Origin of the sequence: Flavobacterium sp. SM2513, assembly GCF_050908145.1 — a bacterium.
Classification (GTDB): Bacteria; Bacteroidota; Bacteroidia; order Flavobacteriales; family Flavobacteriaceae; genus Flavobacterium.
In genome coordinates, this window is record NZ_CP194228.1 from 1374186 (window position 1) to 1400572 (window position 26387).

The 26387-nt window shown below is 36.9% G+C and carries 16 protein-coding genes; 4 read left to right on the forward strand and 12 right to left on the reverse strand.

All coding sequences use genetic code 11. The features are described from left to right. Positions 1-27 precede the first annotated feature (27 nt). The 4 genes from ACQ5J2_RS05365 to ACQ5J2_RS05380 all read left to right on the forward strand — a co-directional run bounded on the left by ACQ5J2_RS05365 (position 28) and on the right by ACQ5J2_RS05380 (position 13042). Positions 28-5076, forward strand: a complete 5049-nt coding sequence (locus ACQ5J2_RS05365) for a DUF7619 domain-containing protein (RefSeq protein ID WP_432672705.1) — start codon at positions 28-30, stop codon at positions 5074-5076. Between the two features lie 178 nt (positions 5077-5254). Then, on the forward strand, positions 5255-7873 hold the full coding sequence (locus ACQ5J2_RS05370; protein WP_432672706.1) for a DUF7619 domain-containing protein: 2619 nt from the start codon (positions 5255-5257) through the stop codon (positions 7871-7873). A gap of 189 nt (positions 7874-8062) precedes the next feature. Continuing rightward, positions 8063-11926 (forward strand): DUF7619 domain-containing protein, encoded by a 3864-nt coding sequence (locus tag ACQ5J2_RS05375; protein WP_432672707.1) that lies wholly within the window; start codon positions 8063-8065, stop codon positions 11924-11926. A 126-nt stretch (positions 11927-12052) separates the two neighbouring features. Beyond that, complete coding sequence (locus ACQ5J2_RS05380) at positions 12053-13042, forward strand: LLM class flavin-dependent oxidoreductase (protein ID WP_432672708.1); 990 nt, start codon at positions 12053-12055, stop codon at positions 13040-13042. Positions 13043-14136: 1094 nt separating this feature from the next. Here the strand turns inward: ACQ5J2_RS05380 and ACQ5J2_RS05385 are convergent. The 12 genes from ACQ5J2_RS05385 to ACQ5J2_RS05440 form a co-directional block, all read right to left on the reverse strand. Next, a complete protein-coding gene (locus ACQ5J2_RS05385; protein WP_432672709.1) occupies positions 14137-15504 on the reverse strand; it encodes an NADH-quinone oxidoreductase subunit N in 1368 nt (455 codons plus the stop codon). A gap of 15 nt (positions 15505-15519) precedes the next feature. Beyond that, on the reverse strand, positions 15520-16956 hold the full coding sequence (locus ACQ5J2_RS05390) for a complex I subunit 4 family protein (protein WP_432672710.1): 1437 nt from the start codon (positions 16954-16956) through the stop codon (positions 15520-15522). A gap of 10 nt (positions 16957-16966) precedes the next feature. Continuing rightward, complete coding sequence (nuoL, locus tag ACQ5J2_RS05395; RefSeq protein WP_432672711.1) at positions 16967-18850, reverse strand: NADH-quinone oxidoreductase subunit L; 1884 nt, start codon at positions 18848-18850, stop codon at positions 16967-16969. Positions 18851-18856: 6 nt separating this feature from the next. Then, complete coding sequence (nuoK, locus tag ACQ5J2_RS05400; protein ID WP_432672712.1) at positions 18857-19177, reverse strand: NADH-quinone oxidoreductase subunit NuoK; 321 nt, start codon at positions 19175-19177, stop codon at positions 18857-18859. A 2-nt stretch (positions 19178-19179) separates the two neighbouring features. Then, on the reverse strand, positions 19180-19701 hold the full coding sequence (locus tag ACQ5J2_RS05405; RefSeq protein WP_432672713.1) for an NADH-quinone oxidoreductase subunit J family protein: 522 nt from the start codon (positions 19699-19701) through the stop codon (positions 19180-19182). Then, positions 19701-20246, reverse strand: coding sequence for a NuoI/complex I 23 kDa subunit family protein (locus ACQ5J2_RS05410; RefSeq protein WP_432672714.1), 546 nt, complete (start codon positions 20244-20246; stop codon positions 19701-19703). Before ACQ5J2_RS05410 ends, ACQ5J2_RS05405 begins: the two co-directional genes overlap by 1 nt. A 196-nt stretch (positions 20247-20442) precedes the next feature. Next, positions 20443-21489: an NADH-quinone oxidoreductase subunit NuoH gene (gene nuoH / locus ACQ5J2_RS05415; protein WP_432672715.1), complete on the reverse strand. Its 1047-nt coding sequence runs from the start codon at positions 21487-21489 to the stop codon at positions 20443-20445. 5 nt (positions 21490-21494) lie between these two features. After that, the gene (locus ACQ5J2_RS05420; protein ID WP_432672716.1) at positions 21495-22544 is read right to left on the reverse strand and encodes a 2Fe-2S iron-sulfur cluster-binding protein; all 1050 of its coding nucleotides are present in this window, start codon (positions 22542-22544) and stop codon (positions 21495-21497) included. Positions 22545-22608: 64 nt separating this feature from the next. After that, the gene (gene nuoF / locus ACQ5J2_RS05425; RefSeq protein WP_432672717.1) at positions 22609-23976 is read right to left on the reverse strand and encodes an NADH-quinone oxidoreductase subunit NuoF; all 1368 of its coding nucleotides are present in this window, start codon (positions 23974-23976) and stop codon (positions 22609-22611) included. 1 nt (position 23977) lies between these two features. Continuing rightward, entirely contained in the window at positions 23978-24508 is a 531-nt protein-coding gene (locus ACQ5J2_RS05430; RefSeq protein ID WP_432672718.1) for a complex I 24 kDa subunit family protein, read from the reverse strand. 96 nt (positions 24509-24604) lie between these two features. Further along, positions 24605-25840, reverse strand: coding sequence for an NADH-quinone oxidoreductase subunit D (locus ACQ5J2_RS05435; RefSeq protein WP_432672719.1), 1236 nt, complete (start codon positions 25838-25840; stop codon positions 24605-24607). 24 nt (positions 25841-25864) lie between these two features. Then, positions 25865-26386 carry an NADH-quinone oxidoreductase subunit C gene (locus tag ACQ5J2_RS05440; RefSeq protein WP_432672720.1) on the reverse strand — a complete coding sequence of 174 codons (522 nt, stop codon included), beginning with the start codon at positions 26384-26386 and terminating at the stop codon, positions 25865-25867. Between the last annotated feature and the right edge of the window lies 1 nt (position 26387).

A 26387-nucleotide genomic window follows, 5' to 3' on the forward strand; every position in this document is an offset into this window, starting at 1 on the left:
ATTTGAAATAGTTTTAAATTAAATTATATGAATAGACAATTACTTTACTCCATCGTAGTGCTTTTTCTGACTACTTTTTTAGCAAAAGCCCAAGTCGGTATTACATGTGAAAATCCCATAGTAATTAGTGCGCTACCTTTTCAAGCCATGGATAATACAGGAAATTATGGGAATTCTGTTCTCGGCCCACAACTATCATCCTGTATTCCTGGAGGAACAAACTACCAATCGGGCAATGATGTTTTTTATAGTTATACGGCTGTAGAAAATGCTACAGTAAGTTTTACACTAAGCACTACGCAAACTCGCTCGTCACTATTTCTATATCCAAGTTGTAGTGGGATTACTGGAAATTGTTTGGCCGCGGTAGGAAACAACACGAATTACCCGAGAATAATTAATTATAATGTAGTAGCGGGTGCTACTTATATCATTTTGATTTCTTCCAATTCTCAAACACCAATAATTCAGTATGACTTACTAATTCAGAAAGAAAATTGTACAAAGCCCACTAATTTGATGGTTAGCGATACCGCTTTAACATCTGCCACCTTTTCGTGGAGTAGTGAGGGTAATCCGATTTCGCATCAAGTGGCAGTGCAACCGCAAGGAAGTTTAGTGCCTTCAGGAGCAGGACAATATTCAGGAATAACAAATTCTACGTTTACACCTACAGATTTAAATGCGGCTACCTTATACCAATATTGGGTTCGGTCAGAATGCAGTCCTGGTGTTTTTAGTGCTTGGGCAGGACCTTACCTTTTTAATACGGTAATTTGTACTGCAGCAGCACAATGTGACTATACGTTTAGAATGACGGATACCGCTAACAATGGTTGGAATGGTGCTCGAATGAAAATAAGACAAAATGGTATTGTGGTTGCTACAATAGGAGGCACTTATACCTCCGGAGCTGGGCCTGTAGATGTTATTGTTCCGCTATGTAATGACGTACCTATTGACGTTTTCTGGGAAGTGGCAGGAAGTCAACCGCATCAATGTGTTCTTTCTATTGTCAATTCTTTTGGTCAAACTATAGGGACAGTTAATGGAGCAAATGCCACTGTGGGAACGGTTATTTATCTGGGAACTATAAACTGTACGTATGCTTTGTGTAATTTAGCTCCAACAAATGTTACCTTTAATCCTACCACCACTGGTGAAACAATCAATTGGGAGGCACCTGGAACTGAAAATGTGGGTTTTGATGTGTATATTGTACCAACAGGAGGGTTGTCGCCAACAATGACTACTCTGCCGACCTATTCTGGAGTAAATGGACCAGCCGCTCCATTTTCTTATACTATTCCGTCGCTATTACTTCCAGACACTAGTTATGATGTATATGTTAGAGTACAATGTGATGATCCAAGTGATTCACCATGGTCTGCAGTAACCACATTTACCACATTACCAACTTGTCCTAAACCAATCGAGCAGACTGTAACCGAAATTGTAACAAATTCAGCAGTATTGGGATGGACTGAAGCCGCATCGGCAAGCCAATGGGAAGTATTATTACTATCGGCTCCAAATGGAATTGAACCGGCAGCACCTGCACTAAATCCTGCTGTTGGACCAAATGATTTGTATTTTCAAAACCTTACAGGTGCTACAACCTTACTGCCAACATTGCAACCCGCCACTATTTATTATTATTACGTGAGAGCGGTTTGCCAGCCGGGAAGTGATAAAAGTACTTGGACTGGGCCTTTTATTTTTAATACAATTACTTGTAATGCATCTGAAAAATGCACTTATAGATTTATATTAACCAATACTACCAATAATTCATGGAATTCTGGAAGAATGCAAGTGCGTCAGAATGGAATTGTTGTAGCTACTTTAGGAACAGGAGGGATAAATAATCCTAATGGTATCGAGGTTTCTATATGTAATGATGTTCCTTTTGATTTGTATTGGAGTGAAGCTGGAACCTTGCCTCAAGATATAGGTGTTTCACTTATTGATGTAAATAATGATATTGTTTTTACAAAATTAGCAGGACAAGGAACGGCTCTTACTGTTCTATATTCAGACACTATTTTAGAAAATTGTGCACCGCCAAGTTGCCCAAAGCCAATCAATCTTTTGGCAAATGCTTCACAAGTTTCAGTTCAATTGAGTTGGGAAGAAGTAGGTTCTGCCACCCAATGGGAAGTGTATATTGCAACAGATGCCATGGCTCAGCCTGTTAATGGAACAGCAGTTTCTAATATTGCACCGTATTATATTGCAAATATAAATACAAATTTTACAGTTAATGGGTTAGTACCTAGTACTGCATATACTTTTTATGTAAGAGCCATTTGTTCCGGAGTTGATCATAGTACTTGGACTTTACTAAATCCAGTAAGTTTTAACACAACTCCTGTTAATGATGATTGTGCGGCAGCAATTAATATCCCTGTCAATCCATCACCACAATTTCTTATTTCCGTTGCAGGAACTACTTTAGGAGGAACGGCTTCTGCAGAAATTTCTACTTGTCCTGGGAATGAGAATGACGATGTGTGGTTTAGTTTTGTAGCTACAAATGCAATTCAAGTAGTTGAATTAAAAAACATTATTGGTTCAACTACGAATTTACGATTTGCTATTTATGCCGGAAATGTCTGTGAGACTATGACACAACTATTTTGCAGTGCAACTGGAAATAATAAGGGTGTTTTGACCAATTTAGTTGTGGGTGAAGTGTATAAAATCAGGGTTTATACAAATGGAGCTAACCCGACTGAATCTGCTGCATTTGATATTAGTGTCACTACACCACCACCTCCAGGGCCTAATGATGAACCCATTAATGCTATTGCGGTGCCGATTAATCCGCTTTCAGAATGCGTGTATGTAACGCCAGGAAACTTAATTGGCGCTACCGCTACTGCAACGGTTCCTTCAGGTTGTGCGGGAACTGCAAATGATGATGTATGGTTCAGCTTTATAGCTACTTCTGACACACAGATAATTAATATATTAAATATAGAGGGAACAACCACTGATTTAAATCATGCTGTTCTTACCGGAACGTATGATAATTTAACGCTCTTTTATTGTTCGTCGCAAAATGCCTCGTCAAGTAACAATTCTAATTTTATCGTCGGTCAGAACTATTTTCTGAGAGTTTGGTCGGCTGGTAGTACAAATCAAGTGGTTACTTTTGATGTGTGTATCAAACCAGTTTCAACGTGTGCTACTGCGGCTCCATTTTGTGCAGGTAGTTTTGGAGACCCTTATATTTTTCCGAATACCACTGGAATTCCAAATAATGTACAAGTAGCTTGTTTGGGTAGTATTCCTAATCCAACGTATTATACTTTAAACGTAAGTCAAACTGGTCCGCTAAATTTTACCATTTTTCAAAACACAAATATTAATGGGGAGGGTCAGTTATTAGGTAATCCACTCGATGTTGATTTTGTAGCGTGGGGACCTTTTGCCTCTCCACAAAGTTGTGACCAAATTGTATTTGCTGATTGTCCTACGTGTCCTAATAATACAAATAATCCTGCTTTTTATCCTCTAGGCAACATTGTAGATTGCAGTTATTCGGCCAGTTATACTGAAACGGTGTCTATTCCTAATGCCCAAGCAGGGGAATATTATGTGCTTTTACTGACCAATTTTTCTGGACAGCCGGGTTACATCAGTTTGATGCAAGATAATTACAACGACCCAGGTGCAGGAGCGACGTCATGTGGCGATGTTATTCAACTGGTGTCATTTATTGATGCCAATAATAATGGAGTTAAAGAGGAAACAGAAAGTAAATTTACTTACGGCTCGTTTACTTTTCAAAAGAACAATACAGGAGCTACCTATTATGTAACCAATCCGATGGGCGTTCAAAATATTTATGATGCAAACACGGCGAATACGTATGATTTTGATTTTACAATTAATTCAGAATATGCAGCTTATTATGCCGAAACACCTACAAGTTTTAACGACCTAAGTATTCCATTTGGTAGTGGTGTTCAAACGCTTTATTTTCCTATAACAATAACGCAAACCTACAGTGATATTGACGTGTCCATTGTTCCCATTGGTGCGCCACGTCCTGGTTTTCAATATACTCAAAAAATTGTGTACCGAAACTTGGGGATAGCTGCTACTTCGGGCACTCTAACTTTTGCCAAAGGAAATGCTACTATCGCTATAGCCGAAATTCTTCCCGCAGCCACAAGCGTTACAACAGAAGGATTTTCGTACGATTTTATCAATCTTGCACCAGGGGAAACGCAGATCATTAATGTAAAAATGACCGTGCCAGTGATACCCATTGTAAATTTAGGCGACGTAGCGACAACTACAGTAAGTATTTCTTCTCCAGACGTTGATGTGAATACCAACAATAATAGTTTTGTAACTAACCAAGTTGTTGTAGCTTCTTACGATCCAAATGATAAGAACGAAGCACGAGGGGCAACCGTGAACATCAATCAGTTTACACAAGACGATTATTTATTCTATACCATTCGTTTTCAAAACACCGGAACAGCAAGTGCCGAAACCGTGCGGATTGAAGACCTTTTAGCCTCCGAATTTGATTTTGCCAGCATCCGAATGATCAGCGCCAGTCATCATTATTCTATGGAACGCATCAATAATAAATTGGTTTGGACTTTTAATAATATCAATCTGTTACCCGCTGTTCAAAATGATTTATTGAGTCAAGGCTATGTAAGTTTCAAAATCAAACTAAATGCAGGATTTGCAGTAGGCGATGTAATCCAAAATACCGCTGCAATTTACTTTGATTTTAATCCTCCTATTATTACCAATACGTTTGAAACTACGTTTGTTCCGAATTTAAGTGCAGGTTCTTTTGATGCTAGTAATTTAGTGGTTTATCCAAATCCTGCGAGGGAGGTGGTGCAAATTACGTTAAGAAATTCTGTTGAAACTATATCGAGAATAGTTATCTATGATATTATTGGAAAAGCTATTAAAACCATTTCGGGAACTAATGAACAACAAGCAACCGTTAATGTTTCCGATTTATCAAAAGGTGTATATATGATTGAAATTACTACGGATTCTCATTTGAAACAGATTCGTAAGTTTATAGTAAATTAGGTTTGCCATACTCTAATTGGTATGTAGGGTAGTCCCGATTGCAATTGTAATCGGGATTTTTTTATAGGAAATGATAGGGTGTTAACGGATTTATAATTTTAATGTGTAGTTTGCTATGAGTCAATGTTAAGTAGAACAAAAATAGTAGTATATTTCGGCACTTAAAAACCCAAATCTTATGAAGAAACAATTACTTTATGCTGTTTTAGTTTTATTTTCGGCTGTTTTATCAGGGAATGCCCATACAATTAATGACGGTAATCCTAAAAATACTTTGGGTAACTCTTCTGTAAACGAACGTAGCACGAGGACTCTTTTGTCTCCAGAAAATTTTATAACAAAGGTTGTTAATGATGATTGTGAAGCAGTAATTACTGCACAACCCGTAGGGATTACTATTTGCAGCAATGCATCTGCTACTTTTACAGTAGCTGCCACTGATTCCGGCTTAACCAATCAATGGTTTGGGCCAACGGGTCTAATCGCTTCAGCAACAAACGCATCGTACACGATTGCAAATGCAACGCCGGCAAGTGCAGGAAATTATGTGGAAATTGTAACAGGAAGTTGTGGCACACCCGTAACTTCAAATTCAGACAACTTAATAATTCCACAAGAAATAATATTTATTCTACAACCATATGCATCAACATCGGTTTGTGTAGGAGATCCTGTATTTTTATCAATAGCTGTTATAGGAGCATCTAACTTTAGTTATCAATGGTATAAAGGATCTACAGTAATTCCAGGAGCAACCAGTACAACTTATGGGATAAATTCAACCAATGTAGCCGATTCAGGAAACTATACCTGTAAAGTAACTTCTTCTGGTAACACAGTTACATCTAATGTAGCAGTGGTTATTGTTAATGATTTGCCATGGGCAACAATTGCTGCATCAGCCACAACTGTTTGTTTAGGAGAACCAACTTATCTATACATTACAGGAACTCCAAATGCTACTGTAACTTATAGCGACGGAACAAATAATTATGCAGTAACTTTGAATAACGAAGGTGTCATTACTATAGCTATGCCAATACTTTTTACTACAACAACATTTACTTTAGTAAGTGCTGAAAATTCTTTAACAGGATGTTACAAGGCATTAACTGGAAGTGTAACAATTATAGTAGATGAAAATACCACAATTATTGAACAACCCCAAGGAGCTACTGTTTGTGCAGGACAAACAATAAGTTTGAGTGTAACCGCAACAGGGTCAAACTTAATTTACCAATGGTATAAAGGCAGTTCAGTTATTGCAGGAGGGACGGAACCAACTTTCGTAATGTTTTCAACAACAGTAGCCGATTCAGGAGACTATACCTGTGTAGTGTATTCTTCTTGCGGAACGCCAATCACATCTAGTGAAGCCGTAGTTGTAGTCAATAATGGTGCAAATGGTTCGCCTTGTGGAGATACCATTCAACTAATAGTTTTTGTAGATGCCAATAGTAATGGAGTGAAAGAAGCAACAGAAGCTGGATTTGGCTATGGTGCCTTTACTTATCAAAAGAACAATGCAGGAACTATTTATTATGCAAATAGTCCTCTGGGTTTTCACACCATTTATGATGAAAACACAACTACTACGTATGACTTTGATTATGAAATCAATTCAGAATATGCAGCGTATTATGGCGAAACGCCAACCAATTTTAATGATTTAACGATTCCATTGGGAAGCGGAGTTCAAACGCTTTATTTTCCCATCACACTAACGCAAACTTATAATGATGTTGAGGTTTCCTTAATTGCTTTAGCTGTTCCGCGTCCGGGGTTTCCGTATACCCATCAAATTGTTTATAAAAACGTAGGACATAATCCAAGTTCTGGAACCATAACCTATACTAAAAGTAATGCGAATATAGCCATCACAAGTACGACGCCTTCTGAAACAACAACTACTTCAGATGGCTTTACGTATAACTACACAAACCTTTTGCCAGGACAAACCGCAACAATTTTGGTAAATATGCAGGTGGGTACAATTCCTACTGTAAATTTAGGAGATATAGTTCCCAATACCGTTTCAATTGCTCCAATTGAAAGTGACGTGAATCTAACAAACAATAGTTTTACTATTGTCCAAACCGTTGTAGGTTCCTACGACCCTAATGATAAAACAGAAGCAAGAGGAGAAAGCGTACAAATAGGACAATTCGCTCAAGGTGATTATTTGTATTACACGATTCGTTTTCAAAATACGGGTACAGCAAGTGCCGAAACCGTTCGTATTGAAGATAATTTAACATCCGACTTTGATTTTGCAAGTGTACGAATGATTAGTGCCAGTCATGATTATACTATGGAACGAATCAATAATAAGTTGGTTTGGACTTCTAACACTATTAATCTTCCGAGTGAAAATGCAAACGAACCTGGAAGTCATGGTTATGTACTGTTTAAAATAAAATTGAATACAGGATTTGCAGTAGGTGACGTAATTGAAAATACGGCTGAAATCTATTTTGATTTTAATCCTGCCATTATTACCAATACCTTTCAAACTACTTTTGTACCTAATTTAAGTACGGGATCTTTTGAAGCTAGTAATTTAGTGGTTTATCCAAATCCTGCGAGGGAGGTGGTGCAAATTACTTTGCAAAATGCTACCGAAACGATGTCCAAAGTAGTAATTTATGACATCATCGGAAAAGCTATCAAGATTATTTCTGGAGATAATGCACAACAAGCAACCGTTAATGTTTCCGATTTATCAAAAGGTGTATATATGATTGAAATTACTACGGATTCTAATTTAAAACAAATTCGTAAGTTTATTGTAAATTAGAGGTTTATAAATCTAATTGGTTAATGCTAGTCCCGATTGCAATTATTGTAATCGGGATTTTTTTATAGGAAATGATAGGGTGTTAACGGATTTGTAATTTTAATGTGTAGTTTGCTATGAGTCAATGTCGGACAAAAGATTATTTTGCTTAAATTTGGAAATACAAATTGCAATTTAATCTGTCCCATTATGAAGCAAACATTACTTTTACTAGTTACGGTACTTTTTGTTAGTTTATCTTATTGTCAATATCCAGAAAACTTTGAAGGTCCTGATGTGACAGTTCCTAATGGTTTTCCTGCCGGTTGGTTAGTCACAGATAATGGCGTTGGAACGAGCACGAGTTGGAACACTCTGAGTAGTCCTATACTAGTTATTAATGGTACAAAATCAGCCTATATAAATAGACATGATATTGGTATTGGGAATACTTCAGAAGATTGGTTGATTAGTCCGAGTACTGCAGTTCCTTCTGACGGGGTGCTCCGTTTTTTTACGAGACAAACGCTTCCTGGAGATAATGGAACGCTTTATCAAATTCGAGTTTCTACAGGAAACTCACAAACCAATTTACCTTCCTATACGATTGTACAACAATGGACGGAGGATCAATTGAATCAAATTTTTGATGTTGCAGAAGAAAAAGTAGTAAACCTTCCCTCTACTTTATTTGGTATAAATGCTTATATCGCTTTTGTACGTGTATATACACAGCCTACTGCAGCTTCTGGTGGAGACCGTTGGGTGATAGATGATATTAATGTGGCGCCTAAATGCTTGACGCCAAGCTCTTTAAGCACAACTAATATCGCGCCTACAAGTGCTAATTTCTTTTGGACCGGTCCTCAAGGAGCTGCAGGTTATGAGTTGGAAATACTACCTTCTAGCCAGTCAGCTACTGGAATTGCAACGGATATTTCTAATGTATCTCTGTCTAGTTTTATCAAAATAGGCTTAATACCAGATGTATGTTATAAATACTATGTTAGATCCAATTGTGGTAATGGTAATTTTAGTGAATGGGTTGGTCCTTTTAATTTTTGTACGCCACCTACTGGAATAAATTGTCAGTATGCGATTGATATATCGTTGCCTTACCAAACTATTAATAATACAAGTAATTTCGGAAATACACTAGCAGGTCCTCAAACGTCAAGTTGTATTTCTGGTGGTACCAATTATCAAGCAGGAAATGATGTTTTTTATAGTTATACCGCAACAGAAGATTGTTTTGTGAGTTTTATATTAAATTCTAATCAACCCGAATCGTCGTTATTTATATATCCAAGTTGTGCGGGTATTACAGGACCTTGTTTAGCAGCTGTTGGTAATACTACTAATAACCCGAGAATTCTGAATCTTAATTTAGTAGCAGGGCAAACCTATAAAATTGTAGTTTCGTCAAGTGACCTATCGCCAACCATAGGATATAACTTAGTCATTCAATGTGAAAATTGCTCAAACAAACCAACGAATTTAACCGTGCCAAATATTTATTTAACGGGAGCTGATTTAGCATGGACACCTCCAGCAGGGGAGCCAGCTCTTTCTTATCAGGTTGAAATTCAACTTGAGGGAGGTTTAGTACCGTCAGGATCCGGACAATATTCAACAGTCATACCCTCACTTTCTATAAATGATTTAGTTGAAGGAAATGACTATCAATATTGGGTAAGATCAGAATGTGCACCAGGTGTTTTTAGTGCTTGGGTAGGACCAAAGCCATTTGTATATCAGAGTTGTCCTAAGCCTGTGAATCTTTCGGCAACTAATGTGACTGCAACTTCGGCAAGCTTGAATTGGTCAGAAGCTTCATTAGCTACCCAATGGGAGGTCTTGTTACTTGCTGCACCAATTGGGGTTGTGCCTTCAGCACCTGGTGAAATTCCCACTGTAGGTGCTTCGGATTATTATTATCAAAATGTTTTAACAACCTCATTAACGCCTACATTACAAGCTGCGACAAACTATTATTTTTATGTTAGAGCCATTTGTTCAGCCGATGATAAGAGTGCTTGGTCAGGACCAATTATTTTTAATACTATTACTTGTGATCCAGCAGATAAATGTACTTATAAGTTTTACTTGACCAGTCAAGCAGCTAGCAATTGGAGTAATGGTAGAATGCAAGTGCGTCAAAATGGTGTTGTAGTAGCAACTTTAGGAACTGGCGGTGTAAATAATTTAAACGGAATTGCTGTACCTATTTGTAATGGTGTTCCGTTTGATTTGTATTGGAGCGAGACTGGAACACAGCCACAACTAATAGGTATACAAGTTGAAAATTCTTTTGGGGATACCGTTTACACTAAACTACCTGGCGAAGGAACGCCGTTAACCGTCTTATATTCGGATATTACTTTAGGAAATTGTATGCCTCCTACTTGTCCTAAGCCACAGGATAATGGAGGAAGTACACGAACTTCCACTACAGCACATTTGAATTGGAATGAAATGGGTGCTGCGACACAATGGGAAGTTTTTGCTAGTGCTGATGGAACAGTCCCGGATAATAATGCTCCTTTAAATACAGGAATTCCTTGGTATTATTTAGCGAACACCAATGCCGATTTTGTTATAATGGGTCTACTTCCCACTGAATATTTTGAGTTTTATGTTAGAGCGATTTGTTCGTCTACAGATAGAAGTACTTGGAAAAAACTTACAACTTATTCTCCGGATAAAATTATATTGAATGCGTTTATTGATGTTAATAGTAATGGTATACAAGATGGGTTGGAACAAAATTTCCAATACGGAAATTTCACCTATATTAAGAATAATGAACCAACGACTTATAGCTCAAGTCAATATGGGCAATTTAAAATTTATGATGAAAACCCTGCAAACATTTATAATTTCAATTACGAAATTAACTCAGAAGTTGCCTCTTATTATACTGTAAACCCTATAAATTATACGAATATAAGTATTCAAGAAGGTAGCGGTACTCAAACTTTAAATTTCCCTATTACAATAACGCAAGCTTATAATGATGTTCAAGTTGCTATAGTTGCTTTTGGTGTACCACGTCCTGGTTTTTCATATACACACCAAATTGTATATAAAAATGTAGGTCATAATGCAAGTTCTGGAACCATAACTTATACTAAAAGCAATGCGAATATAGGCATCACGAGTACGTTACCAATTGCTACAACAACTACTGCAAATGGATTTACTTATGATTACACTAATTTATTGCCTGGACAAACAAGAAATATCTTTGTATCTATGCTTGTTCCTCCTATTCCAATTGTAAATTTAGGAGATGTAGTTACAAATACGGTTTCAATCGCACCAATTGAAAGTGATGTGAATCTTACAAGTAACAGTTTTACTTCTGTGAAAACCGTTGTAGGCTCTTACGACCCTAATGATAAAACGGAAGCAAGAGGGGAAAGTGTAGAAATAGGACAATTTACACAAGCTGATTATTTGTATTACACCATTCGTTTTCAAAATTCTGGAACTGCAAGTGCTGAAACCGTTCGTATTGAAGATAATTTAACATCCGACTTTGATTTTGCAAGTGTACGAATGATTAGTGCCAGTCATGATTATACTATGGAACGAATCAATAATAAGTTGGTTTGGACTTTCAACACTATTAATCTTCCAAGTGAGGATGATAACGAGCCAGGAAGTCACGGCTATGTACTGTTTAAAATCAAATTGAATAATGGGTTTGTCGTAGGTGACGTAATTGAAAACACGGCTGAAATCTATTTTGATTTTAATCCTCCTATTTTTACCAATACGTTTGAAACTACGTTTGTTCCGAATTTAAGTACAGGTTCTTTTGATGCTAGTAATTTAGTGATTTATCCTAACCCTGCGAAAGAAGTAGTACAAATCACGTTAAGAAATTCTGCTGAAACTATGTCGAGAATAGTTATCTATGATATTATTGGTAAAGCTATCAAGACCATTTCTGGAAATAATGCACAACAAGCAACCGTTAATGTTTCCGATTTATCAAAAGGTGTATATATGATTGAAATTACTACAGATTCTAATTTAAAGCAAATTCGTAAGTTTATAGTAAATTAGGTTTGCCATACTCTAATTGGTTAATAATAATCCCGATTGCAGTAATGTAATCGGGATTTTTTTGTGATTAGACAGTTTAGCAAACCCTTAAGACAGTAAACCCCTTTTGTTCATTAATTTTGCAACATGAAAAAGATACCACTTTCTATATTAGATTTAGTTGTTGTTAAGCAAGGCGGAAACGCACAATCAGCCATTTCAGAAACCGTTAGGTTCGCACAACATGCAGAAGAATTGGGTTTTGAACGTTTCTGGATGTCAGAACACCACAATATGGCCAACATTGCAAGTGCCGCAACATCTGTTTTGATTGGGCATGTTGCAGGGCATACCGATAAAATCAGAGTAGGTTCGGGTGGGATTATGTTGCCTAATCATAGTCCGCTTGTGATTGCAGAACAATTTGGAACCTTAGAAACACTTTACCCTAAAAGAATAGATTTAGGTTTAGGACGCGCTCCTGGAACCGACCAACAAACGGCAATGGCCTTGCGTAGAAATGCACAAGATGTTTCGATGGCTTTTCCATCTGATGTGAAACAATTGCAGACGTATTTTAGTACTGAAAATAGTACCGCAGCCGTTCGTGCTTTTCCAGCCGAAGGTTTAGATATTCCACTTTGGATATTGGGTTCTAGTACTGATAGTGCTTATTTGGCCGCTCAAATGGGATTGCCGTATGCGTTTGCGGCACATTTTGCACCCGCACAATTCAGACCTGCAATTGCCATTTACCGCAATAACTTTAAACCCTCAAAACAGTTAGCAAAACCGTATGTAATGGCTTGCGTAAATGTTATTGGAGGCGAAACAAATGAAGAAGCTCAAATAAACGCGACAAGTTTAGTACGAATGTTTACTGGAATTGTAACCAATGCTAGAAGTCCGCTGCAACCGGCTGGTGATTTACCTGATTCCTATAAAATTCCTGAAGTTCGAGCCATGGTAGAGAATATGTTGGCGTGTACTTTTATTGGTGACAAAGAAACGTTACGTGATAATTTAGGTGGCTTTATCGATGACACAAAAATTGATGAATTGATGGTAACTACTTATTTGTATGATGAGGTTGCCAAGTTTAAGTCTTTAGATATTCTAAGAGCTGCTTTAGAATAAATCTTCTTTTATTGAAAATACGCAAGCCGCTTGAGAGGGTGGCTTTATTTATGTAATGTTGCGAAGGCATGAAACGCCATAAAATAAAGTTGTTTTTTCTTTTGATTCCTCTCACATCGTTTTTTAATACCCACTAATTTGATTGATTTTCTTTCAAATCTGCTTTTAGCTTATACGGATGCAATTGTACTGAAATGAAGTTTCATTGTAATGGTACGTGATTCCATTTGAGTACTATCAATTTTCATTTTAGTTGTATTTGATTTTATCTGAATGCTCTTTGAATGTATTGCGGTGCTACTAGATGCTGTTTTAGTAGTAGTAGATAGTAGTAGTAGTTTGTATCTGAACACTACTGGAATGCAATGGACGGGTAGGTGATGCACTAGGATTGGTTTCTGAATGTATTTGAATGATAAGAGGTGCATTTGAAATGGTGTCAAACACGATTTTAGTAACCTCAGAAGCCGTTTTACTTGTGTGTGACGCAATATGAGCGTTCAGATTGAATCAGAGGTGACTCAGATTGAATCAGGGACGAGTCAGATTGAATCAGAAATGACTCAGATTGAATCAGAGATGACTCAGATTGAATCAGGGATGAGTCAGATTGAATCAGAGTCGAGTCAGATTGCGTCAGGGACGAGTCAGATTGAATCAGATGTGGGTCAGATTGAATCAGAGATGGGTTAGATTGAAGCAGAGGTGAAAATAATGGAATTTCTTATAAATATATTGAGAATACGTGGTTCTAGAAGGGGCTTGCTGCTTCATAAAAGGCGGTAAAGGGGCATTGCAAGTGGGATAGGATGGTGTTAATAGGAGTCAGGTGTAGGTAAAAGAATGTAGTGTAGGATTTAGAGGGGAGTTGAGGTATGAAAAAGGACGATTCAAAAGGAAAAATGGAAGCTTCTGTAGCCCCGACTGGAGGGAACATCCTGCCCTTTTTTTGGGCAGATGTGGAAGGAAGGCGGGAATAGGGAAACCTGGAAAAGACCAAGCCTTTCGCTCCTGATGGATAGCGTTATTGTAAAGTAAGGGCATAAAAAAAGCCACTCTGTTGAATGGCTTTCTTAGTTTGTATAAATTGAATTTTACATTAAATCCATGATTAATGAAGGGAAAAATCCTAGTGCGATGTTTAGTAAAATTGCTATCACGGCAACGGCATAGTATAAAACTGGAGTTCCTGTGCGTTCTTCGTTTGGTTCTTTTCCGTACATCGCTAAAATTAGTTTGAAGTAGTAGCCAATACTAATTATGGAGTTGATTACGGCAATGATTACTAGGAATAAATATCCTGCTGAAATAGTGTCGCTGAATAAAAACAATTTGGCGAAGAATCCGGAGAATATTGGGATACCACCCATAGATAGCAAAGCTCCAGTCAATACTGCTGCTAAAACAGGGTTGGTTTTTCCTAATCCGTGGAAGTTGACCATGTCTTCATTTTCATTGTTGCGACATACGTAAATTATTACGGCAAAAGCAGCGATTCCAGCGAGTGAATAAGCGGCAGCATAATATAACAACGTTCCTGCAGATGTGCTCAATGATAATAAGGTCATCAGCATAAATCCGGCGTGTGAAATTCCGGAGAAAGCCAGCATACGTTTTACATTAACTTGGCGTAAAGCCATGATGTTTCCAACGGTCATTGAAGCGATTGATAAAACCACAATGACCATTTGGAACGCGTAAGACATTTCGGCATTTAAGACAACAAGTAGTTTGAAAAGTGTTGCCATTGCTACTACTTTTACTAAAGTACTCATCGTTGCTGTAGTTAATGTAGGGGAACCTTCATAAACATCGGGAGCCCAAAAGTGGAAAGGAACGGCTGCTACTTTAAATAACATTCCAATGACAATCATAATTACTCCGATGAAAAACCAGGCAGGTAATTCGGCAGAACGAGATAGCGATGCGATTTCGGCAACGTCAAAACTTCCCATTGCTCCGTAAACTAAGCAAATTCCGAATAGGATAATTCCAGAGGCAAAAGCTCCCATTAGGAAATACTTCATTCCTGCTTCGTTACTTCGAATGCTCAAGCGTTCACTTGCCGCCATTACATAAAGTCCGATAGAAAGGATTTCGATTCCCAAGAAGTACATTGCTAAATTTCCGAAGGAGACCATAGCAATGGCTCCAGCGAGAATGAATAGTTTTATGGAAATAAAATCGGATATTTTTGTGGGGTGATTGCTGTAAAAATCGTGACTCATCGCGACAATAAATGTAGTTAAGACGATGAATAAGCTTGAAAAAGTTACAGAAAAGTTATTTACCACAATCATATTGTTGTAGTATGAAGCTTCTGTGCCGTATTCCGACATGGTCAGCCCTAAAGTGATTAGTAAACCAATAATTGTTACGGGAATAATTCCTTTTCTTAAATTGAAAATTTCAAATATAAGGCATAAAACCCCTAATCCTGTAATTGCTATTAATGTTGTCATTTCTAAATTTGAGGGTTATCGGTTTATTTGTAAAAGAATAGTTTCTAAACTAGGAGTAATCAAGTCAGTCAATGGTTTTGGATAAAATCCGAAAAACATAATCACACCGATAATGGATACCATTACTAGTCCTTCGCTAAAAGTTACGTCTTTGAAAACTTTAATGTTTTTTTCGCCTAACATAGAATGTTGGTATAATTTCAACATGTAATATGCTCCCAAAATAATGGTTAAACCACCAAGAATTGCAAACCACATATCCACTTGGAACAATGCATAAAGTACTGTGAACTCACCAATAAAGTTGAATGTGGATGGCAATGAAATAGATGCAAAAACCAATATCATAAACATCGAAGCGAATGCTGGTGCTTGAGTTCTAATTCCACCCATTTCTGAAATGATTCGTGTGTCTAACCTTCTATAGATAATTTCAGCAGCAAAGAATAAACCTACTACTACAAATCCGTGTGCCATCATTTGTAAAACTGCTCCACGTAGTCCGTCAAGATTCAAAGCATACGTTCCCGCTGCAATTAATCCAACGTGTGCCAATGAAGAATAAGCCAGTAATTTTTTGATGTCTCTTTGGCGTAAAGCCACAATTGAACCGTAAATAACTCCTGCGATTCCTAATCCGATGAAGATATTCATATATTCTTTCGCCGCCATAGGAGCGATTGGCAATTGCCAACGGATAACGCTGTACAATCCCATTTTCAACATGATTCCTGATAAAAGCATGGTTCCAACAGTTGGTGCTTTTTGGTATACATTTGCTTGCCAAGTATGGAAAGGGATTAATGGAATTTTCACTGCATAAGCAAAGAAGAATGCCAAGAAAACCCATAATTGTTCGGCTGCCGAAAGATCTAAATTATATAATGCTTCAAGTTGGAAACTTCCCGCTTTACTGTAAAGGTAAATGAAAGCCGTTAGCATGAACAATGAACCTGCTAATGTATAAATGAAGAATTTAACTACTTCTTTTTTGCGTTCTTCAGCATCTCCATTACCCCAAATTAATGCGATAAAGTAAATTGGTATTAATGCCAATTCCCAAAAGATGTAGTATAAAAGTCCGTCTGACGCCAAGAAAGTTCCTGCCATAGCAAACGACATGAATAAAATTAATGCGTAGAAATTTTTAGCATTTTTAACTTCATTTCCAAAAGAGGAAAGAATGATGATTGGTGTCAAAATCCCGTTCAATAACAACATAGCAAAAGCCAAACCATCTGCTTTTAATGAAAAAGAGACAACGGGTTTTGTAATCCAAGCCATCGTAAGGTCAAGGTTCTGTCCGGCATTGAAAAGGCTCAATAAGTAAAGTGTACACCCTAAAGAAACCAGACCGAAGCACAAAGCGACTTTTGAAGCCATTTTGTCTCCTGCTAAAAAGGTTGCTATAGCGCCAACTAAAAGTATAATTAATAATAAAGATATGTCCATTAGTCGAAAATTATAATTCTATAAATAAGTATGAAATGATTGCACAGAAACCGATGACAAAGATAAATAAGTAAAAACCGATACTTCCTGTGTGTAATTTTTTTCCTTGAAAACTCAACTCGTTGGCTACTTTTCCAAATCCAAATACAAAAGCAGATAAACCAACTTCTATATAATCTCTGAAAAAGTTAGACAAAACATTGATTGGTTTTACGAAAATTGCGTCATAAATTTCATCAACATAATATTTGTTATACAATACTTTACTCATTCCGGTGAAAGTAGCGTCAGCACCAGGAACCTGATTTTGTTTCATGTATTTTGCATAAGCAACGCCAATACCTACTAAAGCACCAACAGTTGCAATGGCCATCAAGATATATTCAGTTTGACCTAAAGCATGAGCGATGTGCTCTTTGTTTGGGAAAAACGGAGCTAAATAATGATTCAACCAAGAATTTCCAGGCAAACTAATTAAACCTCCAACTGTAGCAAGAATTGCCAAAACAATTAGTGGAAAAGTTATTAAAGCCGGACTTTCGTGTAAGTGCTTTTTCTGTTCCTCTGTTCCTCTGAAATCATTGAAGAATGTCAAGAACATTAAACGGAACATATAGAAAGCGGTGAATATAGAAGCCAATGAACCAATAACCCATAAAACAGGATTACCGTGAAATGCAGTCATTAAAATTTCATCTTTCGACCAGAAACCTGCTAAAGGAAAAATTCCAGAAATCGCTAAACTTGATAATAACATGGTGATAAATGTAATTGGCATTGCTTTACGCAAACCACCCATTTTACGCATATCTTGCTCGTTATGCAAAGCGTGAATTACTGAACCAGAACCCAAGAACAAACAAGCTTTAAAGAAAGCGTGTGTAATTACGTGGAAAACGGCAATCTCATAAGCACCCATTCCTAAAGCCAAAAACATTAATCCCAATTGAGATACAGTAGAGTAGGCAAGGACCTTTTTAATATCCGTTTGTACTAAAGCAATTGTCGCCGCTACTAATGAAGTAATTGCACCAATAATTGCAATCGCATCTTGAACTAACGGAGCTAAATCAAATAAGAAATACAAACGTGTAATCATAAAAATACCCGCTGTTACCATGGTTGCCGCGTGAATTAACGCTGACACTGGAGTTGGTCCCGCCATTGCATCAGGCAACCACGTATATAATGGAATTTGTGCCGATTTTCCAGCTGCTCCAATAAATAAAGCAATTGCTGCAATCGTAATCCACATTTCGTTATTCATTGTTCCCGCTAAAACAATTGTTTTCAATTCAGCAAAATCAATGGTTTTAAATACAAAACCTACAATGAAGATTCCCACAAGCAAACCTAAATCACCAATACGGTTCATGATAAACGCTTTCTTTGCCGCATCATTGAAATCTTGGTTTTTATACCAGAATCCAATTAATAAGTAGGAACAAAGTCCAACGCCTTCCCAACCAATGAACATGATAAGTAAGTTGCTTCCGATTACTAATGAAATCATGAAGAAAATAAACAAGTTTAGGTAAGCAAAAAACTTGTGCATGTTTTCATCATCGTGCATGTAACTGATGGAGTAGAGGTGAATCAAAGCTCCGATTCCAGTAACAAACATCAACCATAATAAAGACAAGTGATCTAGTAAAAAACCAAATTCAACATTGAAATTACTTATGGCAATCCAGTCAAACAATTGAACTTGAATCGGCTGATTGGTTTCATTGATTTGTAAAAAGAAAAATAAAGTTACCGCAAAAGAAACGATAACGGTAAGTGTTCCAATAGTTCCCGAAAGTCCTTTGCCTAACTGTTTTCCGAAGAAAATATTAAGTAAAAACCCTAAAAGTGGTGCTAATATTAAAACTAAAGCTAAAGTAGTATCCATTGAAAATTATCCTTTTAAGTTTTTTAAATTAGCTACATCAATTGAGCCTAGATTTCTGAAAACAGCTACTAAGATTGCTAGTCCTACCGCAACTTCTGCAGCAGCAACTGCCATCGAAAAGAAAACGAATACTTGTCCGTTTGCATCTTGGTGGTATGTTGAAAAAGCAACAAATAATAAATTCACGGCATTCAACATGATTTCTATTGACATAAAAACGATGATGGCATTTCGTCTATACAACACTCCAAATACTCCAATACAAAAAAGGATTACCGAAAGGAAAATATAATTTTCAATACCAATTTGGTTTAAAACATTATCCATAATTATTTAGCTGAATTTTCTTTTTTAGACAATAAAACTGCACCAATCATTGCAACAAGTAACAATACCGAAGCAAATTCAAAAGGAACCATAAAACCATTATCTTGGTCTAATAAAACCTGACCCAATACTTTTATTGATTGGTAATCTTCTCCTGTGGTATCATAATCTCCTACAATAGGTTTTGTTTGTAAGAAAACAGAAATTAAAACACCACATGTAATCAATACAGAAACTACAGCTCCCAAACGTGTTAATCGAGGCTTGTGTACTTCGTCTTCCTTGTTTAGATTCATTAACATCAAGGTAAATAAAAGTAAAATCATAATTGCTCCAGAATAGACAATGATGTGAACCAAAGCCAAAAACTGTGCATTCATCAATAAATAATGACCAGCAATTGAGAAAAAACAAATCACCAAGTAAATTGCACTGTGAATTGGATTTCTACTAAAAATAGTCATAAAAGCAGAAGACAATGTAACTGCCGATAATATGCAAAAAATTATAAGTACTGTCGACATTAGTTTGCGTTTTTTAATTTACCATTAGCAATTGCAGCCTCAAGCGGCATCACCAACTTATCCTTTCCAAAAATAAATTCCTCTCTTTCGTAACTAGCAGGAACTAAAACTTTCGACGTTGTCAAGTATATTGCTTCTTTCGGACACGCTTCTTCACACAATCCGCAAAAGATGCAACGCAACATATTGATTTCATAAATCGAAGCATATTTTTCCTCACGGTATAAATGCAATTCATCTTTCGTTCGTTCTTCGGCTTTCATCGTAATCGCTTCCGCAGGACATGATAAAGCACACAATCCACAAGCAGTACAACGTTCTCTACCTTCATCATCACGCATCAACATGTGTTGACCACGGTAAATGTCACTTCGTGTTCGAAGTTCTTCTGGATACTTAATCGTAACTTTTCGGGTAAATAAGTGGCTAATGGTGATAAACAAACCTTTCACAATTGCTACGAGATACAGGCTCTCCCAAAAAGTCATCTTTTTGTTCGAAACCTCTTTTTTACTTCCCGACAATGACATCGTTTCTATTGACATATCGTAATTAATTTCTTTTTTTATATGGAGCGAATCGTCCTTTTTTATTTGGTTTCCCTATTCCCGCTTTCCGTTTCAATCTTTATTTTTTCAAGGAAAAAATAAAGGATTTCTCACTTCAATCGGGGCTATTTGAGAATCTATTCGCTTTTTTTAAATCTTTTGGATTATTCTGTGGTTGCAATTTTCGACTAGTTTAGAATGATATCTTACCGTCAAATATTAAAATAATAATTCCTGTAACTACAATATTTGCAATAGCTAATGGAATCAATGTTTTCCAACCCAAACGCATCAATTGGTCGTATCTAAATCTTGGAATTGTCCATCTAATCCACATAAAGAAGAAGATGAAGAAACAGATTTTAGCAAACAAAACAACTATTCCAATCACATTCGCAATATTTACACCCCAATTTTCAACAGCCCAACTCATTCCAGGATAATTGTAAGCTCCTAAATAAAGTACCGCTAAAATGGTTGACGAAATAAACATTGCCGCATATTCAGCAAACAAATAGAAACCCATTCGCATAGATGAATATTCGGTATGATAACCTCCAATTAATTCCGCCTCACATTCTGCTAAATCAAAAGGTGTTCGGTTTGTTTCTGCAAAAGAACAAATTAAGAAGATGATAAATCCAACCGGTTGGTAGAAAATATTCCAATTCATACCCGCTTGTTGTTCGGCAATTTCTTTCAAACTTAAAGTTCCTGTCATCATAATCAAAGCGATAATTGACAATCCCATCGCAACTTCATAAGAAATCATTTGGGAAGCAGCTCTCATCGCACTCATTAAAGAGAACTTATTGTTAGATGCCCAACCACCAATCATGATTCCGTAAACTCCAACAGATAAAACTCCGAAAACATATAGTAGAGCTACATCAATATCAGTCGCTTGCAAAACTACGTCGCGACCAAATAAATGTAACTTGTCACCCCAAGGAATAACGGCACTTGTCATCAAGGCCACACTCATGGAAACTGCTGGTCCTACAACGAACAAGAATTTATTAGGTGTGTCCGGTAAAAATTCTTCTTTTGAAAATAATTTTAATCCATCGGCAAGTGGTTGTAAAATCCCTCCTTTTCCGGCTCTATTCGGTCCAATTCGGTCTTGAAGCCAAGCGGCAACTTTACGTTCTGCCAAAGTAGAATACATCGCCATCAGCATTGTAATTGCAAAGATGATGACAATGAAAATCCCTTTTTCTATGATAAGTGTACTATCCATTATGATTAAATATTACCTTCTTTAAATACTTCTTTTTCTTTTCCTCTTAAAGGAATTTGTGGCATACTGATTTTCTTACGGTCTTGGTCGCGTCCTTTAAGAATTCCTTCTTCAGTCTCAATAACTACTGTGTCTAAATCACGTGTGTAATTATTTTGATTGATTACTGAGAATTTTTCAAATTTGCGTGGTCCTTCAATAACCCAGTCAGAAACTTCTTTTTTCTCAAAACGACATGTGTTGCAAATGAATTCAGCTACTTCATGAAACTCATCTTTTCGTCCTGTAACTCTTTGGATTTCATTTCCAAACATCCAAACTGTTGTTTTTCCACAACATCCTGGAGTTGTACATTCTCTATGGGCGTCAAAAGGTTTGTTGAACCAAACTCTCGATTTGAATCGGAATGTCTTGTCAGTTAAAGCACCAACAGGACACACGTCAATCATATTTCCTGAAAATTCGTTTGTAATCGCCTTTGAAATGCAAGTCGAAATATTAGAATGATCCCCTCTATCCATTACTCCGTGAACTCGATTATCAGTCAATTGATCCGCAACCATTACACAACGGTAGCATAAAATGCAACGGTTCATATGCAGTTGAATATTCGGACCGATATCTTCCGGTTCAAAAGTTCGTTTCTTTTCAATGTAACGTGTTTGCGATTTTCCGTGTTTGAAACTTAAATTCTGCAAATCACATTCTCCTGCTTGATCGCAAACCGGACAATCTAATGGGTGATTGATTAAAAGGAATTCAGTAACCGATTTTCTTGCATCTTGAACGCGTTCTGAAGCCGTACTGTTGATTTCCATTCCATCTTGACAACCTGTTACACAAGAAGCCATTAATTTAGGCATCGGTCTCGGGTCGTTGTCACTTCCTTTAGCCACTTCCACTAAACAACAACGGCATTTTCCGCCACTGCCTTTTAATTTTGTATAATAGCACATGGCTGGCGGAACAGATTCTCCACCAATCATTCGAGCAGCTTGCAGGATCGTTGTTCCTGGTTCTACATCTATACTTTGACCGTCAATTGTTACTTTCATTATATAATTTGTTTGAAAGTTTAACTTTAAGGTTTTGCAACTTTAAACTTTAACTTTGAACTTTTTAAACTGTTTGACTACTTATTAAATGCTTTACTTTTTCAAAAGGTTCGGCAACAAAGTGTTCTCTATTTTTAATTTTCTCCGGGAAGCGAACGTGGTATTCAAATTCCTCTCTAAAATGACGAATAGCTGCTGCAACTGGCCAAGCCGCTGCGTCACCTAATGGACAAATGGTGTTTCCTTCAATTTTACTTTGAATGCTCCACAATAAATCAATATCTTCTTCACGACCTTGACCGTTTTCGATTCTCCACAATACTTTTTCTAACCAACCCGTTCCTTCACGACAGGGTGAACATTGTCCACAACTTTCATGTGCGTAAAAACGAGCAAAATTCCATGTATTTCTTACGATACAAGCGGTGTCATTATAAACAATGAATCCACCTGAACCTAACATCGAACCAGTAGCAAAACCACCATCTGAAAGAGATTCATAGGTCATCAATCTATCGTCACCGTTTGCTGTTTTGTAAATCAAATTTGCAGGTAAAACCGGAACAGACGAACCTCCTGGAACGAATGCTTTCAAGGGACGACTATCAATCATTCCGCCTAAATATTCATCAGAATTCATGAATTCATACACACTTAAACCCAATTCAATTTCGTAAACACCTTGGTTTTTTACATGACCAGAAGCTGAAATTAGTTTTGTTCCTGTAGAACGACCAATTCCAATTTTAGCATAATCAGCACTGGAATTGTTTACAATCCACGGCACTGCTGCAATCGTTTCTACATTATTTACAACCGTTGGATTTGACCACAAACCTGAAATTGCAGGGAAGGGTGGTTTGATTCTTGGGTTTCCTCTTTTTCCTTCTAATGATTCAATTAATGCAGTTTCTTCACCACAAATATAAGCTCCACCACCAATTTGAACATATAATTCCAAATCATAACCGGAACCTAAAATATTTTTCCCTAACCATCCAGCAGCTTTCGCTTCGGCAATGGCTCGTTCTAAAATTTTGTAAACCCACATATATTCTCCACGAATATAGATGTATGATAAATTAGCTCCAAGTGCATAACTTGAAGTAATCATTCCTTCTATTAACAAGTGCGGAAGATGTTCCATCAAAAAACGGTCTTTGAAAGTTCCCGGTTCTGATTCATCGGCATTACAAACCAGATGACGTGGTTTTCCTGATTTTTTGTCAATAAAACTCCATTTCATACCAGCTGGAAACCCTGCTCCACCTCGGCCTCTTAATCCTGAAGTTTTTACTTCTTCAACTACTTCATCAGGAGTTAAGGTTTTAATTGCCTTTTCCACAGAAGCATAACCACCTTCACGACGGTACACTTCATAGGTTTTAATTCCTGGAACGTTGATTTTATCTAATAATATTTTTTGTGACATATTATTTATCGTGTAAAACTATTTTGTTATCTCGGCAATCCACAATGAGTTGGTCTATTTTTTCTTTGGTCAAATGTTCTTGGTAAAAATCACCCAATTGCATCATTGGAGCATAGCCACAAGCACCTAAACATTGAACACCTCTCACTTCAAACATTCCGTCTGGAGTGGGTTCACCAACTTTTACTCCTAATTTATCGCAAGTATAGTCCATTAAATTTTCTACACCATTCAAACAACAAGGAGAAGTAGTACAAAATTCAAACATATATTTTCCGATTGGTTGCCTGTTGTACATGGTGTAAAAACTCACCACTTCATAGACCTCAATTGGTTTTATATTTAAAATCTCGGCCACTTTATCTTGCAAGCCAATACTCAACCAATCGTTGTGAGCGTCTTGTACTTCGTGCAGAATTGGCAACAAAGCTGATTTCTGTTTTCCTTCTGGATAATGACTGATTAATTCATTGATGCGTGTCATCAAAGCTTCAGTCATATTAATATCTTGTTTTATATCTAGTATTTTCATTTTTATCTTCTGTATATTGTATAATGTATATGGTAGATTGAACTCTAACGGGACATTATACTTTTCACATTATACAATTTTTTCAATATACATTCTTTAAGCGTCCAATTCTCCAGCAATCACGTTCAAACTAGATAAAGTGGCGATTGCATCGGATAGCATCGCTCCTTTAACCATTTCATTGTATGCTTGGTAATAAATAAAACAAGGACGTCTGAAGTGCAATCTAAATGGAGCACGACTTCCGTCTGTAATTAAGTAAAATCCTAACTCACCATTTCCGCCTTCAACAGGAAGATACACTTCAGTTACTGGAACTGGAATTTCTCCCATTACAATTTTGAAATGATAAATCAAACCTTCCATTGTGTTGTAAACGTCGTCTTTTGGTGGCAAATAGTAGTCTGGAACATTGGCATGAAAAGGTCCTTCTGGCATCTTGTCCAATGCTTGTCTGATAATTTTTAAACTTTCCCAAACTTCTCCGTTTCTAACACAAAAACGGTCGTAGGTATCACCTGATTTTCCAACAGGAATATCAAATTCAAAATCTTCATACGAACTATAAGGTTGCATTTTACGAATATCATAATCAACACCTGTTGCTCTTAAATTTGGACCTGTAAAACCATAATTCATTGCACGTTCAGCGTTAATTGCTCCAACGTCAATGGTTCTGTCCATAAAAATTCTATTTCGAACTAATAAATTTTCAAATTCTTGCCATGCAGCAGGAAAATCTTCTAAAAATTTCTCAATTTTTTCAAAAACTAAAGGACTCCAGTCTCTTTCAAAACCTCCGATTCGTCCCATATTAGTAGTAAGTCGAGCACCACAAATTTCTTCGTAGATTTCATACACTTGTTCACGAGATTGAAACACATATAAAAATCCAGTTAAAGCGCCTGTATCGACACCAATAACTGAATTACAAATAACGTGGTCTGTAATTCTAGCCAATTCCATAATGATGACTCTCATATATTGAACCCGTTTTGGAATTTCAATATTGAATGCTTTTTCCAATGTCATCCACCAACCCATATTATTTATAGGAGCGGAACAATAATTCATTCGGTCGGTAAGTGGTGTAATTTGGTAGAAAGGTCTGTTTTCTGCAATTTTTTCAAAAGCACGGTGAATGTATCCCACAGTTGCTTCGCCTTCTACGATTCGTTCTCCGTCCATCAATAAGATGTTTTGGAAAATACCGTGAGTCGCCGGGTGTGTTGGTCCTAAATTCAGAATTGAAAGTTCACTTCCGTCTTCATTTTGTCTTTGCGTGATAATATCAGCGTAACGTAATTCTGGTGGTAATAATAAGTCTTGCATGTTTGCGCTATTATTTCAGGTGCATTAACAATTATCTGTTGTTCTTCCAAAGAAACGGTCGTCTTTATCGGTACGTCCGCCATCTTCTAGTGGAAATTCTTTCCGCATTGGAAAAGAAGTCATTTCATCCATGTTTAAAATACGTTTCAACTGTGGATGACCTTTAAATATAATTCCGTAGAAATCGTATGTTTCACGTTCTTGCCAGTTTGCTCCTGAAAACAAACTAGTAACCGAATTGATTTTAATATTTTCTAACGAAATAAAACATTTAAAACGAACTCGAGTGTTGTCCAACCAGTTGTGCATGTGATAAACCACACAGAATTCCTTGTCTTTACTTGCGTCAGGATAATGAACCCCACAAATATCAGTTAAGAAATTAAAACGTAAAGTAGGGTCGTCTCTCAAGAAACGCATAACTTCTAAATTGCTTTCAGAGGCAACATCAAAAGTAAATATATCGTGTTGTTGCATAAAGTTTGAGACTTGCGTATCAAATTTATCCTCCAACTTTGTTTGTATAATCGTGCTTTCTAAAGCCATG